The sequence below is a fragment of the Stenotrophomonas sp. Y-13 genome (assembly GCF_046267925.1).
Classification (GTDB): domain Bacteria; phylum Pseudomonadota; class Gammaproteobacteria; order Xanthomonadales; family Xanthomonadaceae; genus Stenotrophomonas; species Stenotrophomonas acidaminiphila_A.
In genome coordinates this window covers 3,381,613-3,397,531 of record NZ_CP176501.1, presented here as the reverse complement: position 1 = coordinate 3,397,531, position 15,919 = coordinate 3,381,613, and the positions used below count along the sequence as shown (strand labels likewise).

Genomic DNA, 15,919 nt, shown 5'->3' with positions numbered 1-15,919 from the left:
TCCAACAAGGACCTGTCCATGCGCGCTCTGCTCCTTACCGCCCTGATTGCCAGCACCGCCGCCTGCACCTGGGTGCCGATCGAAAGCGGTGGCAAGGCGGTGCGCGTGCTGCCGGCCGGTCCGGTGGCGCCGGGCTGCGTGGCCAAGGGCGAGATCGTGGTCTCGGTCAAGAGCAAGGTCGGCTTCTACAACCGCAACCCGCTGCGCGTGCAGGAAGAGCTGGAAACCTTGGCGCGCAACGAGGCGCCCAGTGCCGGTGCCAACGCGATCCAGGCCCTGGCCGCGCCGGCCGACGGCAGCCAGCGCTACGCCGCCTGGCAGTGCCGCTGACGCGACGCGCGCGGGCCCGCGCCAGCGTCGCCCGCCCGCATTGGGCTGAGCCGCCACCGGCGCACGCGGCGTCCGGAAGCACGCCCGCTGCCGGGCATCCGGCCGATCGGGTGGCGGTCCGCTCCCCATACGCAGCGGCCGCAAACCGTTAAAGATGCGTCAAACCCGGGCAGCCGCTAGAATGGCGCCCCCTTCGCCTGAGTCCTGGCGCCTTCCGATGCCCTTCCAGAATGTCTCCATCGCGGGACTGGCGCATGTCGACGCGCCGCATACCCTGACCTCCAAGGAAATCAACGAGCGTCTGCAGCCGACGCTGGACCGTCTGGGCATCCGTGCGGACATGCTGGGCGATGTCGCCGGCATCCATGCGCGCCGCCTGTGGGACCCGGGTACGCAGGCGTCCGACGCGGCCACCCTGGCCGGGCGCAAGGCGCTGGAGGACGCCGGCGTGTCGCCGGACCGCATCGGCCTGCTGGTCAACACCTCGGTCAGCCGCGACTACCTGGAGCCGTCCACCGCGTCGATCGTCTCGGGCAACCTGGGCATCGGCGAGGACTGCGTCACCTTCGACATCGCCAACGCCTGCCTGGCCTTCATCAACGGCATGGACGTGGCCGCGCGCATGATCGAGCGCGGCGACATCGACTATGCGCTGATCGTCGACGGCGAAAGCTCCAACCTGGTCTATGAAAAGACCCTGGAGCGGATGAGCGCGCCCGACGTCACCGCGCAGCAGCTGCGCGACGAGTTCGCCGCGCTGACCACCGGCTCCGGTGCCGCCGCCATGGTGCTGGCCCGCGCCGAGCTGGTGCCCGACGCGCCGCGCTACAAGGGCGGCGTGACCCGCGCGGCCAACCAGTGGAACAAGCTGTGCGTGGGCAACCTGGACCGCATGGTCACCGATACCCGGCTGCTGCTGATCGAAGGCATCAAGCTGGCCACCAAGACCTTCGAGGCCACCCGCCAGGCGCTGGGCTGGGCGGTGGACGAGATCGACCAGTTCGTCATCCACCAGGTCAGCCAGCCGCATACCAACGCCTTCATCAAGGCGTTTGGCATCGACCCGAAGAAGGTGATGACCATCTTCGGCGAGCACGGCAACGTCGGCCCGGCGTCGGTGCCGATCGTGCTGAGCAAGCTGCGCCAGCTGGGCAAGCTCAAGAAGGGCGACCGCGTGGCGCTGATGGGCATCGGCTCGGGCCTGAACTGCACCATGGCCGAGGTGGTCTGGTAAGCCAGCGGCTGCGTTGCCGCAATGGCCCGCCCGGCCGTACGGGTGTGAGCCGCTGAAACGCCCGCAAGCCGCACTTGCGGGCGTTTTGCGTGACAGCACCCGCCGCGCAGGTCGGCGCCAACCAGGCGCCTGGCGGAGGTGGGGCCCGGCCCGCACGACCGGGGCGGGAGCGCGTGGCGCGATCCCCGGACCTGTGCCGGGCCGGAGAGGCCGGCAGTGCATCCCCGGCCCGGTTCCCGCGTCCGGGCTGGCCGTGGCGCCGTCGCCCGGCAGCGACCGGCTGGGCAGGCTTGCCGGGCGCGCTCAGTTCAGCCCGCAGCACTTCTTGTATTTCTTTCCGCTGCCGCAGGGGCAGTCGTCGTTGCGGCCGGGTCCGGCGTCGCGGCGGATCGGCACGCGCGGGGTCAGGGTATCCACGCGGTGGTGGTTGAGGTCGGCCAGCATCGCCGGCAGTTCCATGCAGATATCCAGGCGTTCGCGATAGCTGACCCTGGCCGGCGGGGCGTCGGGGTTCTCCGGATCGATCCGTTCGCCGCTGGCCAACTGGTCGAGCAGGTCGAAGATCTCCTCGATCCATGCGTGTTCGTCCAGCCACGCGTCCCATTGCGCTTCATGCAGCATGACCGCGGTGAAAAAGCCCATCGCCCAGTCCCGGCCGACATCCAGCTCGGATTCGTCCAGGGCTTCCTCGGCCTGCTCCGGGTCCTCCGGCAACCACATCAGCGGCGCGAGGTGGTCGGGCAGGTCGTCGCCCTCGAACCGCGCGCGCGCGGCGCACATGTTCCAGTGGCCCATCAGCAGGTTCTGTACCTGCAGGGCTTCGTCCTCGTCGTTCCAGCGCGGTGCCTGGCCGCCCCAGACCTGCGGCTGCCATTGGCCCGGCGGTGCAGCCACCGGCGCAACCACCAGCGCCGAGAGGAAGCCGTCCAGCGCTTCGAGGTTGAGGCCCTTGAAGGGCACCGCGCGCTGTTCGAGCAGGCTGGACAGCCGTTCGATCTGTTGGTCGTCGAGGAAACTGGGAGGCGTGGACATGGCGGCCGTTCGGTGGGGTGGGCGTGCATGGTAGTCGCTGCGGGGGCGGAACCCCCATCCGGGCGCCGGCGACGTTCCGCTGCTGCGCCAGTCGGCGCTGGCCGGTCCTGGAACCGCGGCGTTGCGCCGGCTCAGCCGGCCAGCTGTCCGCCGCCCGCGCGCCCTGCCGGCAGCAGGTCGCGTTCGAGCCCCGGGTTGCGGGTGAGCCACCGCCGGCTGCGCGGGCCGGGGCGGGGCAGCGGTCGCATGCCGCGCGGCAGGTGCTGCCGCCAGGCCTGCACGGTTTCAGTGGGCGTGCGCCGCGCCGTTTGCCGCACAGGCCGGTCGCCAGCCCGGCGTCAGCCGCAGCCGTTCCCGTCGTGGCGGGCACCGCGGTTGCCCGCCGGGGGTGCATTCCGGGCGTGGCGGCAGGTCGCCGTTGCGGCCGGTGCCCGGGAAGCAGAAGCCCATCGGCACGATGACCACCGCTGGCGCGACGTGGAACACCGCCCTGTCGATCCTGCGCCTGCCGCCGTGGCCGGTGAAACGAATGCCGGTGGCGCGCACCCGGCAGGCGCGCCCGTGGCGATGCCTGCAGCACCGGGCGGCAACCCCGCGGACGCCGGCTCTGGCCCGGGCGGCAGGCGCGGATGCACGGCATCCGCGCAGCGAAGGGGGGCGCTCACGGTTGCGCCGTCTTCGGCTGCCCGGTGTGCCGCCACCGGCCGCCGCGGGCCGCCCGGCGCATTGGCCTACAATGCGCGCCCCGCCCGCGATTGCGTGAAGCCGCCGATGCAGTTCCCCGGTTACCCCGCCACCCGCCACCGTTTCGACGTCCGCCCCGGCCTGTCGATGAACTACATCGACGAAGGCCCGCGCGACGGCGAGGTGGTCGTCATGCTGCACGGCAATCCGTCGTGGAGCTACCTGTGGCGGCACCTGGTCAACGGCCTGAGCGATAAATATCGCTGCATCGTCCCCGACCACATCGGCATGGGCCTGTCCGACAAACCGGACGACAGCCGCTACGACTACACCCTGCAGTCGCGGGTGGACGACCTCACCGCGCTGCTCGACCACCTCGGCATCCGCGGACCGGTGACGCTGGCGGTGCATGACTGGGGCGGCATGATCGGCTTCGGTTGGGCGCTGTCGCACCACGCCCAGGTCAGGCGGCTGGTCATCACCAATACCGCCGCCTTCCCGCTGCCGGCGGAAAAGCCGATGCCGTGGCAGATCGCCATGGGCCGGCACTGGAAACCGGGCGAGTGGTTCATCCGCACCTTCAATGCGTTCTCGGCCGGCGCCTCGTGGCTGGGCGTGTCGCGGCGCATGCCGGCCGACGTGCGCCGCGCCTACGTGGCGCCCTATGACAGCTGGGCCAACCGCATCTCCACCATCCGTTTCATGCAGGACATCCCGCTGTCCCCCGCCGACAAGGCCTGGCCGCTGCTGGAGCGCGCCGCCGCGGCGCTGCCGTCCTTCGCCGACCGCCCGGCATTCATCGCCTGGGGCCTGCGCGACATCTGCTTCGACCACCACTTCCTTGCCGGCTTCCGCAAGGCCTTGCCGCAGGCCGAAGTGATGGCCTTCGAGGACGCCAACCACTACGTGCTCGAAGACAAGCACGTCGTCATCGTGCCGGCGGTGCGCGCCTTCCTGGAGCGCAACCCGCTCGACTGAGCCTCGGCGTGCCCCTGCCCCGCTCCTGCAACGCGACGGCCTGGCGCCATCCGCGACCAACGAAGCGCCCCCTTGGGTCAAGGGCGCGCGCCGACAGGCGCGGGGGATCTGGAAAAGGCTGAGCCGGGGCCCGCGGTCTGCAATGCAAACCGTGGGGTGGCGTAGCGCGAATCCGCGCTCAAGCCGCGCGTGGCGAGGACGGGCTGTTGCCGCTGTCGTCCGGATGGTCGTCGTTGTCGGCGTCGTCGCGCCAGCGCCAGTCGGCCAGGGTCAGCGGCGCCATGCCATGGGCGATGCGCGCGCGGTCGCACTGCGAACTGGCCTTGCCGTATTCCCACGAGGCATCGACTTCGCGGCACACGCTGGGGCGGTTGGGGTGGATGCTGCAGCGCGAATACACGCCGATCTCCGAATCCAGCGCCACGCAGCGGATCGGGTCCGAATAGGTGCCGCGCATGCACAGCCGGTGCGCATCCAGGCGTTCGGTCAGCTGGTGCGGCACGCCGCCTTCGGTGACCTCGTCCGATTCCATCCAGTGGAAGGCGACGCGGTACTGGGTGCAGCAGGCGCCGCAGGTGAGGCAGGGATGGAGCATGGCGGCCGGCCTTCGGGCGGCGGTGCGGGCGGGAGGAGGTGGAAAATTTTCCACGCGGCCGGGCCACGCGCAAGAATTTTCTTCAGCAGCGACAATAGGAAGATGAACGAACCGTGCAACATCGCCGCGCGCCTGCCGCAACTGGCGCGCGAACGGCCCGACCAGATCGCCATCCGCTGCCCCGGCCGGCCGGGCGCCGGCGGCATGGCCGCCTACGACGTCGCCCTGGACTACCGCACCCTCGATGCCCGCAGCGACGCCATCGCCGCCGGCCTGGCCGCCCATGGCATCGGCCGTGGCGTGCGCACGGTGGTGATGGTGCGCCCGGGGCCGGCATTCTTCCTGCTGATGTTCGCCCTGTTCAAGATCGGCGCGGTGCCGGTGCTGGTCGACCCCGGCATCGACCGCCGCGCGTTGCGCCAGTGCCTGGACGAGGCGCAGCCGCAGGCCTTCGTCGGCATTGGCCTGGCGCACGTGGCGCGGCTGCTGCTCGGCTGGGCGAAATCGGCCACCCGGCTGGTCACGGTCGGCAGCCGCTGGGGCTGGGGTGGCACCACCCTGGCGAAGATCGAGGCGGCCGGCGCCGGTGCCGGCAGCCAGCTGGCCGACACCGCGCCCGACGACGTCGCCGCGATCCTGTTCACCAGCGGTTCGACGGGGGTGCCCAAGGGCGTGGTCTACCGCCACCGTCATTTCCTGGGCCAGGTCGAGCTGCTGCGCAATGCGTTCGGCATCGAGGCCGGCGGCGTGGATCTGCCGACCTTCCCGCCGTTCGCGTTGTTCGACCCGGCGCTGGGGCTGACCAGCGTGATTCCGGACATGGACCCGACCCGGCCCGGCAGCGCCGACCCGCGCCGGCTGCACGACGCCATCGCCCGCTTCGGCGTGACCCAGCTGTTCGGCTCGCCGGCGCTGATGCGGGTGCTGGCCGAGCACGGCCAGCCGCTGCCGACGGTGACCCGGGTGACCTCGGCCGGCGCGCCGGTACCGCCGCAGATCGTGGCGAAGATGCGCGGACTGCTGCCGGCGCACGCGCAGTTCTGGACGCCCTACGGCGCCACCGAATGCCTGCCGGTGGCGGTCATCGAAGGCCGCGAGCTGGAGGACACCCGCGAGGCGACCGAAGCCGGCGCCGGCACCTGCGTCGGCCGCGTGGTGGCGCCGAACGTGGTGCGCATCATCGCCATCGACGACGCGCCGATCCCCGACTGGAGCGGCGTACGCGAACTGCCGGCCGGGCAGGTGGGCGAGATCACCGTCGCCGGCCCCACCACCACCGACAGCTATTACAACCGCCCGCAGGCCACCGCCGCGGCCAAGATCCGCGAGGCGCTGGGCGATGGCGGCGAACGCATCGTGCACCGCATGGGCGATGTCGGCTGGTTCGACGACCAGGGCCGGCTGTGGTTCTGCGGGCGCAAGACCCAGCGCGTGGAAACCGCCACCGGGCCGCTGTACACCGAACAGGCCGAGCCGGTGTTCAACACCGTACCCGGCGTGCGCCGCACCGCGCTGGTCGGCGTCGGCGAGTTCGGCAGACAGTTGCCGGTGCTGTGTTACGAACTGCTGCCCGGCGCCGATGCGGCCACGGTCGAGCCACAGCTGCGCACACTGGCCGCACGCCACCCGCACCTGGCTGGCATCGGCCATTTCCTGCGCCATGCCGGGTTCCCGGTCGATATCCGCCACAACGCCAAGATCGGCCGCGAGAAACTCGCCGCCTGGGCCGCCACGCAACTGAAGGAACACGCATGAAGATCCTGGTCACCGGTGGTGGCGGTTTCCTCGGGCAGGCGCTGTGCCGCGGGCTGGTCGAGCGCGGACACGAAGTGCTCAGCTTCAACCGCGGCCATTACCCGGCGCTGGCCACGCTGGGGGTGGGCCAGATCCGCGGCGACCTGGCCGATGCCAGCGCCGTGCGCCATGCCGCCGCGGGCGTGGATGCGGTGTTCCACAACGCCGCCAAGGCCGGTGCGTGGGGCAGCTACGACAGTTACTTCCAGGCCAACGTGGTGGGTACCCGCAACGTGCTCGATGCCTGCCGCGCGCATGGCATCGGCCGGCTGGTGTACACCTCCACGCCGAGCGTGACCCACCGCGCCACCCATCCGGTGGAGGGGCTGGGCGCGGACCAGGTGCCTTACGGCGAGGATTTCCAGGCGCCGTATGCGGCCACCAAGGCCATCGCCGAACAGGAAGTGCTGGCCGCCAATGGCCCGGAGCTGGCGACCGTGGCGCTGCGCCCGCGGCTGATCTGGGGCCCGGGCGACAACCAGCTGGTGCCGCGCCTGGCCGAGCGCGCCCGCGCCGGACGCCTGCGCCTAGTCGGCGACGGCCTGAACAAGGTCGATACCACCTACATCGACAACGCCGCGCAGGCGCACTTCGACGCCTTCGACCACCTGGTGGCGGGCGCGGCCTGCGCCGGCAAGGCCTACTTCATTTCCAATGGCGAGCCGCTGCCGATGCGCGAGCTGCTCAACAAGCTACTCGCGGCGATGGGCGCGCCGGCGGTGGAGAAGTCGATCTCGTTCAAGGCGGCCTACCGCATCGGTGCGGTCTGCGAAAAACTGTGGCCGCTGCTGCGCCTGCGCGGCGAACCGCCGATGACGCGCTTCCTCGCCGAGCAGCTGTGCACGCCGCACTGGTATTCGATGGAACCGGCGCTGCGCGATTTCGGTTACGTGCCGCGGGTATCGATCGAGGAGGGCCTGCGCCGGCTGCGCGACAGCGTACGGGTGGCCGGCTGAGGCGCGCCGGCGCCCATCATCTGGCGATCACGTCCCCGTCACCGTGCCGCCACCGCGCTTTGCCGAGGATGGAGCCCGGGTTCTCACACAAAGGGAGATGCTGATGCTCCACTACGCCGTCGTGTTCTTCGTCATCGCCATCATCGCCGCGCTGCTGGGTTTTTCCGGCATTGCCGGTGCCGCCAGCAACATCGCCTGGATCCTGTTCGTGGTGTTCCTGGTCCTGGCGGTGATCTCGCTGTTCCGCAAGAAGGGATGACCCCGCAGGCGCAGGGATGGCCCCCGCTCAGGGCGTGGGGCCAGTTTCCTGCGGCAGCATGCGCTGGAGGACGGGCAGCCCGGCCAGGCACAACGCCGCGAACAGGCCCCCGGCCCAGAAGGTCGCCGACGGCCCCCAGGCATCCCACAGCGCGCCGGCGATGAGGCTGGCCGCGAGCAGGGCGACGCCGCTGACCAGGTTGAACATGCCGTAGGCGGTCCCGCGCAGGTCGGCCGGCGCGGTGTTGGCGACCATCACCGACAACAGCCCCTGGGTCATGCCCATGTGGATGCCCCACAGCGCGACGCCGGCGATCACCATGCCCCAGTGCCGCGCCGTCGCCAGCAGCACGTCGGACACGATGAGCACGGCCAGGCCCCCGCCCAGCAGGTGGACATGGCTCAGCCGGTCGGAAAGCCTGCCGAACGGGTAGGCGCTGGCGGCATAGACCAGGTTCATCGCCACCATCACCAGCGGCACCAGCGCCACCGCGATGCCCACCTGTTGGGCGCGCAGCACCAGGAACGCCTCGCTGAAACGGGCCAGGGTGAAGACCGCGCCCAGTGCCACCACCCACCAGTACGTCCCGTGCAACCGGCGCAGATTGTCGCGGCGGATCGGATTGCCGCGCCGCACGCCGTCCAGGCGGGGCGGTTCGCGCACGCCCAGCGCCAGCACCGCCACCGCGAGCAGCCCGGGAATCACCGCCACCCAGAACACCGCGCGGAAATCGTTGGCCCACAGCAGCATCAGTCCCACCGCCAGCAACGGCCCGACGAACGCACCGACGGTGTCGAGCGATTGCCGCAGCCCGAACGCGGCGCCGCGGATCGCGGCCGGGGTGATGTCGGCGATCAGCGCATCGCGCGGTGCGCCGCGGATGCCCTTGCCGACCCGGTCGGTGAGGCGCGCGGCCACGATGAGCCCGGCGCCGGGGGCGAGGGCGAACAGCGGTTTGCTGAAAGCGCCCAGCGCATAGCCCAGCAGCGCCAGCGCCTTGCGCCTGCCCAGCCAGTCGCTGAGCACGCCGGAGAACACCTTGACGATCAGCGCGGTGGCCTCGGCCAGCCCTTCTATCAGGCCGACCGCCAGCGCCGTGAGGCCGAGCGTGCCGACCATGAACATCGGCAGCAGGCTGTGGATCATCTCCGAGGAGATATCGGTCAGCAGGCTGACCAGGCCCAGCGCCCAGACCATGGCCGGGATGCGCGGCAATGGGCGTGGAGGCTGGGCGGCCATGCGCGCAACGGCTCCCGGTCAGGTCCGCGGCGCGCGATGGCCGGCGGCGCGGGCGGCCATCATCAGGCGCCGGTGATCGAGCTGCGCAGCGCCTTGTCGGCGGCGTGGCGCTCCAGCGCCAGTTCCACCAGGCGGGTGATCAGCGCGGTGTAGTCCAGCCCGCTTGCGCCCCACAGCTTGGGATACATGCTGATGCGGGTGAAGCCGGGCAGGGTGTTGATCTCGTTGATGACCACCTCGCCGGCCGGGGTCAGGAACACGTCCACCCGGGCCATGCCGGCGCAGTCCAGCGCCTGGTAGGCGCGGATGGCGATGGCGCGGATGCGCTCCTGCGCCTCGGCCGGGATGTCGGCCGGGATCACCGTTTCGGCGCCGTTGGCGCTGATGTACTTGGTGTCGTAGGCGTAGAAGTCGTCGTGCACCACCACCTCGCCGCAGACGCTGGCCTCGGGGTGGTCGTTGCCGAGCACCGCGCACTCGATCTCGCGGCCGACGATGGCCGATTCCACCAGTACCTTGTGGTCGAAGGACAGCGCCAGCGCCATCGCGCGGGCGAACTCGCCGGCATCGCGCACCTTGCTCACGCCCACCGACGAACCCTGGTTGGCCGGTTTGACGAACAGCGGCGTGCCCAGCCGCGCGACCAGCGTGTCGTAGTCGGCGCTGGCCGCGGTGGCGCGGCTGAAGCACACGAACGGCGCCACCGGCAGGCCGGCATCGCGCAGCAGGCGCTTGGCCACGTCCTTGTCCATCGCCACCGCCGAGCCGAGCACGCCGGAGCCGACGAAGGGCAGGTTGGCCATGCGCAGCAGGCCCTGCAGCGAGCCATCCTCGCCCAGCGTGCCGTGCACGATCGGGAACACCACGTCGATCTGCGCCAGCGCCGTGGCCGGGTCGCTGGGCACCAGCTGCGCCTGTTCGCGGCCGGGCAGCACCGCCAGCGCGTTGCCGGAGCGGTTCAGCGCGATCTTCGCCGGGTCGCCGGGGTTGAGCAGGAACTGCTGCGGGTCGCTCAGGTGCCAGTGGCCCTGCTTGTCGATGCCGATCAGGCTGACGTCGAAGCGCTCCTTGTCCAGCGCGTCGAGGATGTTCTTCGCCGACTGCAGCGAGACCTCGTGTTCGGCCGAACGACCGCCGAAGATGATGCCGACCCGGGTCTTGCCCATTGCCTGTTGCTCCTGCCGATTGCACTGATGCGGGTGTGCATAGCATGGGGGAATGGCCGGGAATGGGGAACAGGCAAAGGCGCGGACGGGCTCGCCGGTGCCCGGCGCGTTCACCTGCCCGCCCCTGTGCGCGGCACCCCCGCCCGCCGCGCCCGGGCAGTCCGCGTTCGCCATTCCCGCGTTCCCGCTTCGGTAGAATGCCGCGCATGCCTGCATCCCCCTTCAAGTTCATCAAGCCGCTGGCCGGCCGCGCGCTGGAAACGGCGCTCAACCGTGCGCTGGCGCTGGATCCCGATACCCGCGCCGCGCTGGCGCCACTGGACGGCCGGCGCATCGCCCTGACCCTGGAGTCGCCCGCGCTGGCGCTGCAGATCGGGGTGGCCGGGCAGCGCCTGACGGTCGGCCCGGTGGACGCTGCGCAGGAGCCGGACCTGGCCGTGCGCAGCACCCTGGGCGGGGTGTTGGCGCAGCTGCCGCTGCTGGCCAACGCGCGGCGCAGCGCCGGCGCGGCACCGGCCGGGCGGGTGAAGGTATCCGGCGACGCCGAACTGGCGCGGCGCCTGCAGCAGCTGGCCACGCGTTTCGATCCGGACTGGCAGCAGCCGTTCGTGGCGGTGTTCGGCGAGGTGCTGGGGGTGCAGGTGGCGCAGACCCTGCGCGCGGCGCTGGTGCAGGCCCGTCGCAGCGCCACCGACCTGGCCCGGACCGCGGCCGAATACGTGACCGAGGAATCGCGCGACGTGGTGCCGCGGGCCGAACTGGATGCTTTCCACGATGACGTCGATGCGATCCGCGACGACGTCGAACGCCTGGCCGCGCGCGTGGCCAGGCTGCGCAGCGGGGGCCGGTCATGAAGGCGACCCGCGCGATGTTCCGCGCTAGCCGCATCGGCCGGGTGATGCTGCGCTACCGGCTCGACGACCTGTTCGACGGTACCCCGGCCGAACGCTGGCTGCGCATCGCCAGGCCGTTCGTGCCGCGCGCGCGCGGCGACATCGCCTCGCTGCCGCGCGGCGCGCGCCTGCGCCTGGCGCTGCAGGAGCTGGGGCCGATCTTCGTCAAGTTCGGGCAGATCCTGTCCACCCGCCGCGACCTGGTGCCGCCGGACGTGGCGGTCGAACTCACGCTGTTGCAGGACCGGGTGCAGCCGTTTGACGGCGAGCGCGCGCGGCAGATCGTCGAGCAGGCGCTGGGCCGGCCGGTCGCCGAGGCGTTCGCCAGCTTCGACACCGTGCCGCTGGCGTCGGCCTCGATCGCGCAGGTGCACGCGGCCACCCTGGCCGGCGGCCGCCAGGTGGTGGTCAAGGTGCTGCGCCCGGACATCGAACGGCAGATCGACGCCGACATCGCGCTGCTGCGTTCGTTGGCCGCGCTGGTCGAGCGCACCCACCCGCGTGCGGACAAGATCCGCCCGCGCGAGGTGGTGGCGGAGATCGAGACCACCCTGGCCGCCGAGCTGGACCTGCAGCGCGAGGGCGCCAACGCCAGCGTGCTGCGCCGCTTCTGGCAGGACTCGGACGACCTGTACGTGCCCGAGGTGATCTGGAGCCACACCGCCGAGCGCGCGCTGACCCTGGAGCGGGTCTGGGGCATTCCCTCGGACGACATCGCCGCGCTGGACGCGGCCGGCATCGACCGCAGCGCACTGGCCGCCAAGGGCGTGCGCGTGTTCTACACGCAGGTGTTCCGCGACAACTTCTTCCATGCCGACGCGCACGCCGGCAACATCTGGGTCGACACCGACCCGGCGCGGCGCGACAACCCGCGCTTCATCGCGCTGGATTTCGGCATCATGGGCCAGCTCTCGGAAGAGGACCAGTACTATCTGGCCGAGAACTTCATGGCCATCTTCAACCGCGACTACCGGCGCATCGCCGAACTGCACGTGCAGGCGCGCTGGATGCCGGCCACGGTGCGCATCGACGACCTGGAGGCGGCGGTGCGCGCGGTGTGCGAACCGTACTTCACCCGCCCGCTGTCGCAGATCTCGCTGGCCGAAGTGCTGCTCAAGCTGTTCCGCACCGCGCAGCGCTACCAGCTGACCCTGCAGCCGCAGCTGATCCTGCTGCAGAAGACCCTGCTCAACATCGAGGGCGTGGGCCGCCAGCTCGACCCGCAGATCGACATCTGGGCGGTGGCCCGGCCGGTGCTCGAGCGCATCCTGCGCGAGCGCTACAGCCCGCGCCGCGCGCTGCGGGAACTGCGCCGCCGGTTGCCGGAGATCATGACCCGCACCCCGGACATGCCGGTGCTGGTGCATGCCTGGCTGCGCCAGCAGGTCGAGGGCCAGCATGTCTTGTCGATGCGCTCGCGCGACATCGTCAACCTCGACCACACCCTGCAGCGCATGCAGCGGCGCGTGGTCACCGCGGTGGCCGGTGCCGGCCTGCTGGTGGTGGCGGCGCTGCTGCACGGCCTGCATGCCGGCGGCCCGCAGTGGGCCACGGTGCCGCTGTGGTCGTGGATCAGCGGCGGCGTGGGTGCGCTGGCGCTGGCCTCGGCATGGCTGCGGCGATGAGCGCCGGCGCCGCCACGGCCGCCACGGTCGTCAGCAACGCGCGCATCGACCGGGACCGCTTCACCGGTGCCACGGTCGCCAGCACGCATTTCCGCAACTGCGATTTCTCCGGTGCCGACCTGACCGGCACGACGTTCGTGAACTGCGTTTTCTACGATGCGGACACCCAGGCCGGTTGCCGCTTCAACGGCGCCCAGCTCAAGGAGGCCCGTTTCCGCCAGTGCGACCTGAGCCTGTGCGGTTTCGCCTTCGCCAAGGCGCTCGGGCTGGAGATCGTGGAATGCCGGGCGCAGGGCGCGGATTTCTCCAGGGCCAGCTTCATGAACCAGATCACCGCGCGCAGCTGGTTCTGCAGCGCGGTGATCCGCCAGTCCAATCTTGCCTATGCCGATTTTTCCGGAGTGACGCTGGAGAAGTGCGCGCTGCCGGACAACCGCTGGACCGGCGCCAACGTCGCCGGTGCGAGCTTCAGCGGCTCGGACCTGTCCGGCGGGGATTTCTCGGCGCTGGACTGGCGCTCGGCCGACTTCACCCACTGCGACCTGACCGCCTCGGAACTGGGCGATCTGGACCTGCGCGTGGTCGACCTGGAAGGTGCGCGGCTGGACACCCTGCAGGTCGCGCAGCTGATGCTGCGCATGGGCATCACCGTCGCGCCGATGAAGTCCTGACGCCCGGCGTCTTCCCCGCTCCGCTGCAACGGGGCTTCCACGAACCGGGCGCGCAGGGCGTGCCCGAGCAGGTATGCCGAACCATGGATCACGACACCACGCCATCGCTGCCCGACCGGACGTTGCCGGTGCTGTACGCCGACGACTGGCTGGCGGTGGTCGACAAGCCGGCCGGGCTGATGGTCCACGACAGCAAGCTGGCGCGCGGCGAGGACGACTTCCTCGCCGACCGCCTGCGCGAACAGCTGGGCCGGCCGATCTTCCTGATCCACCGCCTGGACCGTGCCACCAGCGGCTGCCTGCTGCTGGCCCTCGACCGCGACACCGCCAGTGCGCTGGGCAAGACGCTGATGGGCGGCGACGTCGGCAAGGACTACCTGGCCGTGTGCCGCGGCTGGCCGGCGGAGGACGCCTTCAGCGTCGACCACGACCTCGACGGCGGCCCCGGCAAGCCGCTGAAGAAGCCGGCCGTCACCCACTTCCAGAAACTGCTCACCGGCGAGTTGCCGGTGCCGTCCAACGGCTTCCCGACCTCGCGCTACGCGCTGCTGCGCTGCCAGCCGCAGACCGGGCGCTTCCGCCAGATCCGCCGCCACCTGAAACACGTGTTCCACCACCTGATCGGCGACACCAGCCACGGCGACGGCCGCCACAACCGCACGTTCCGCATGCACGGCGTGCACCGCATGCTGCTGCACGCGCAGCGGCTGTCGTTCCCGCACCCGCAGGACGGGCGCCGCATCGAGGTGCAGGCGCCGCTGGACGCGGAGTTCCGCAAGGCGTTCGCGCTGCTGGGCTGGGACCAGGACGCGCTGGACCCGCGGCGCGACTGATCCGGCAAGCCGCCGCGTGTGGGCCCAGCCGCGAGCCGGCAAAGCGGCCTTCCGCGGCGGCGCTGGATGCCTCTGCCGGTGGCCGGCAAGCGCCGCTGGATCAGCGGCCGGCGGCCAGCGCGGCCAGCACGATCAGCGCCACGCTGCAGGCGAAGCCGCCCAGCCACGCCAGGCTGCGCGGCAACGGCTTGTCGCCGACATAGAGCACGCCATGCAGGACGCGGAACACCACGAAGGCGATGGCCAGCGGATTGACCGTCGCCGGGTCCACGCCGGCCAGCTGCGCCAGGATCACGCCGGCGGCGAATGGGGCGAAGTTCTCGAACGCGTTCAGGTGCGCGCCGTTGGCGCGCTGCACGAGGTAGTTGTCGCTTTTGGCGACCCAGGCGCGTGGATTGCGGTTGTTGTAGCCGGGCCGCATCTTGGCCACCGCCACCCAGACGTAAGGCAGGATCGCGGCGATCAACACACACCAGTAAGCGCTCGACATGGGCTGCTCCTTCCGGGAAAGGTGCAGCCTAGCCGATGCCGCCGCCCGTTGTCGGCTCCCCGCCCGGCCTAGCGGGAAGCGTCCGCCGGCTGCTTCAGCCGCTCCAGCAGCGCATTGACCTCGGCGTTGTCCGGGGCCTGGGCGTGCAGCCGCTCGAGCAGGGCGCGCGCCTGCTCCGTCCGGTCCTGCCGGTAGAGCACCTGGGCCATGCCCTGCATCGCGTCGTTGTCGTCGGGCGAGAGCTTGAGCGCCTGCTCGAACGCGGTGGACGCGCCCTCCAGGTCGTCCAGGCGCAGCAGCGCGAAGCCCAGGCCACCCCAGGCGTCTGCCTTGGGGTCGGGCATCAGCGTGGCCCGCCGGAACGCATCGCGCGCCAGCACGTTCTCGCCGCGGCGCAGCTGGACCCAGCCGGTGAGCACGTACGCGGCATAGTCCATCGGCTGCACGGTGGCCAGTTCGCGCAGGGCGCCCGCATAGTCGTCCTGCTCGTACAGGCCCTGGGCGCGTTCGTTGGCCAGCTGTCGTTCGCTGCGCCCGTGTTCGAGCGAGCCGTCGAACTCGCTGGTGGCGGCCTGGCCGGCGTGCTGCTCCAGGTAATCGCGCACGCTGGCGGCGCGGTGCAGTCCCAGATAGCAGTGGATGTAGACCGTGCCCGGGCTGGCGATGGCGGCGTCGGCCGCGGCGCGCGAGTTGCGTTCGTAGTCGGCGCCGAAGCGCTGCCCGAGGATGCTGCCCATCGGGAAATTGAGCACCCGCATGCCCAGGCGCGCGGCACGTTCCTTCTCATCGTCGAGCAACGCCGCCTCGTAGGGCAGTTGCGGGTTGAGCAGGCTGATGATGGTGGTGATGCCCTCGGCCTTGAGCCGGTGCATGTCCGCATCCACCGGGTAGGGACCGAACACGAAGCGCGCACCGGTCACCGATTGCTGGGCGCGCCACGGCTGCACCACGAAGCTGGCCGGGTGCAGCAGGACCCAGACGCCGGCGGCACCGCCGAGCAGCGCCAGGCATGCGCCGAGGATCAGCAGCTTGTTTCTTAACGATTTCTTCATCTTCCCACTCCCGATGCAGTTGCACGTTGGTGAGCATGTGTGATTATTGTGACTCAAGTCACAAAAACTTTGCGTCTTTTTGCCGGTA

General features: G+C 70.9%; 16 protein-coding genes. 10 read left to right on the top strand and 6 right to left on the bottom strand.

Annotated elements, in window-relative coordinates; genetic code table 11:
* Positions 1-18: 18 nt before the first annotated feature.
* Positions 19-330, top strand: coding sequence for a DUF4156 domain-containing protein (locus ACJ7VY_RS15420; protein ID WP_104939875.1), 312 nt, complete (start codon positions 19-21; stop codon positions 328-330).
* 217 nt (positions 331-547) lie between these two features.
* Positions 548-1,564: a 3-oxoacyl-ACP synthase III gene (locus tag ACJ7VY_RS15415; protein WP_104939874.1), complete on the top strand. Its 1,017-nt coding sequence runs from the start codon at positions 548-550 to the stop codon at positions 1,562-1,564.
* 303 nt (positions 1,565-1,867) lie between these two features.
* Here ACJ7VY_RS15415 and ACJ7VY_RS15410 read toward each other — a convergent pair whose 3' ends face one another.
* A complete protein-coding gene (locus ACJ7VY_RS15410; protein ID WP_409475996.1) occupies positions 1,868-2,596 on the bottom strand; it encodes a UPF0149 family protein in 729 nt (242 codons plus the stop codon).
* 771 nt (positions 2,597-3,367) lie between these two features.
* Between ACJ7VY_RS15410 and ACJ7VY_RS15405 the strand changes: the two genes are divergently transcribed.
* The gene (locus ACJ7VY_RS15405) at positions 3,368-4,258 is read left to right on the top strand and encodes an alpha/beta fold hydrolase (RefSeq protein ID WP_313248075.1); all 891 of its coding nucleotides are present in this window, start codon (positions 3,368-3,370) and stop codon (positions 4,256-4,258) included.
* Positions 4,259-4,436: 178 nt separating this feature from the next.
* On the opposite strand, the gene ACJ7VY_RS15400 is transcribed toward ACJ7VY_RS15405, so the two are convergent.
* Positions 4,437-4,853, bottom strand: a complete 417-nt coding sequence (locus ACJ7VY_RS15400) for a YkgJ family cysteine cluster protein (protein ID WP_104939872.1) — start codon at positions 4,851-4,853, stop codon at positions 4,437-4,439.
* Between the two features lie 102 nt (positions 4,854-4,955).
* Here ACJ7VY_RS15400 and oleC point away from each other — a divergent pair, with 102 nt between their 5' ends.
* The 3 genes from oleC (at position 4,956) to ACJ7VY_RS15385 (ending at position 7,862) form a co-directional block, all read left to right on the top strand.
* On the top strand, positions 4,956-6,608 hold the full coding sequence (gene oleC / locus ACJ7VY_RS15395) for an olefin beta-lactone synthetase (RefSeq protein WP_409475995.1): 1,653 nt from the start codon (positions 4,956-4,958) through the stop codon (positions 6,606-6,608).
* The gene (gene oleD, locus ACJ7VY_RS15390; RefSeq protein WP_409475994.1) at positions 6,605-7,603 is read left to right on the top strand and encodes a 2-alkyl-3-oxoalkanoate reductase; all 999 of its coding nucleotides are present in this window, start codon (positions 6,605-6,607) and stop codon (positions 7,601-7,603) included. The genes oleC and oleD overlap by 4 nt, the downstream gene beginning before the upstream one ends.
* A gap of 103 nt (positions 7,604-7,706) precedes the next feature.
* The gene (locus ACJ7VY_RS15385; protein ID WP_161614482.1) at positions 7,707-7,862 is read left to right on the top strand and encodes a DUF1328 domain-containing protein; all 156 of its coding nucleotides are present in this window, start codon (positions 7,707-7,709) and stop codon (positions 7,860-7,862) included.
* Between the two features lie 27 nt (positions 7,863-7,889).
* On the opposite strand, the gene ACJ7VY_RS15380 is transcribed toward ACJ7VY_RS15385, so the two are convergent.
* Together ACJ7VY_RS15380 and ddlA are read right to left on the bottom strand one after the other, a co-directional pair.
* Entirely contained in the window at positions 7,890-9,101 is a 1,212-nt protein-coding gene (locus ACJ7VY_RS15380; RefSeq protein WP_409475993.1) for an MFS transporter, read from the bottom strand.
* Between the two features lie 62 nt (positions 9,102-9,163).
* The gene (ddlA, locus tag ACJ7VY_RS15375) at positions 9,164-10,267 is read right to left on the bottom strand and encodes a D-alanine--D-alanine ligase (protein WP_104939868.1); all 1,104 of its coding nucleotides are present in this window, start codon (positions 10,265-10,267) and stop codon (positions 9,164-9,166) included.
* A 206-nt stretch (positions 10,268-10,473) separates the two neighbouring features.
* Between ddlA and ACJ7VY_RS15370 the strand changes: the two genes are divergently transcribed.
* From ACJ7VY_RS15370 to ACJ7VY_RS15355, 4 genes are all read left to right on the top strand, one after another.
* On the top strand, positions 10,474-11,121 hold the full coding sequence (locus ACJ7VY_RS15370; RefSeq protein ID WP_409475992.1) for an SCP2 domain-containing protein: 648 nt from the start codon (positions 10,474-10,476) through the stop codon (positions 11,119-11,121).
* Complete coding sequence (ubiB, locus tag ACJ7VY_RS15365) at positions 11,118-12,785, top strand: ubiquinone biosynthesis regulatory protein kinase UbiB (protein ID WP_409475991.1); 1,668 nt, start codon at positions 11,118-11,120, stop codon at positions 12,783-12,785. Before ACJ7VY_RS15370 ends, ubiB begins: the two co-directional genes overlap by 4 nt.
* Positions 12,782-13,456, top strand: a complete 675-nt coding sequence (locus ACJ7VY_RS15360) for a Qnr family pentapeptide repeat protein (RefSeq protein ID WP_240212494.1) — start codon at positions 12,782-12,784, stop codon at positions 13,454-13,456. The genes ubiB and ACJ7VY_RS15360 overlap by 4 nt, the downstream gene beginning before the upstream one ends.
* Before the next feature lie 83 nt (positions 13,457-13,539).
* On the top strand, positions 13,540-14,289 hold the full coding sequence (locus ACJ7VY_RS15355; RefSeq protein ID WP_409475990.1) for a pseudouridine synthase: 750 nt from the start codon (positions 13,540-13,542) through the stop codon (positions 14,287-14,289).
* Positions 14,290-14,389: 100 nt separating this feature from the next.
* Here ACJ7VY_RS15355 and ACJ7VY_RS15350 read toward each other — a convergent pair whose 3' ends face one another.
* Complete coding sequence (locus ACJ7VY_RS15350; RefSeq protein ID WP_293755744.1) at positions 14,390-14,779, bottom strand: MAPEG family protein; 390 nt, start codon at positions 14,777-14,779, stop codon at positions 14,390-14,392.
* Between the two features lie 68 nt (positions 14,780-14,847).
* Entirely contained in the window at positions 14,848-15,831 is a 984-nt protein-coding gene (locus tag ACJ7VY_RS15345; RefSeq protein ID WP_312345162.1) for a tetratricopeptide repeat protein, read from the bottom strand.
* Positions 15,832-15,919: the final 88 nt, after the last annotated feature.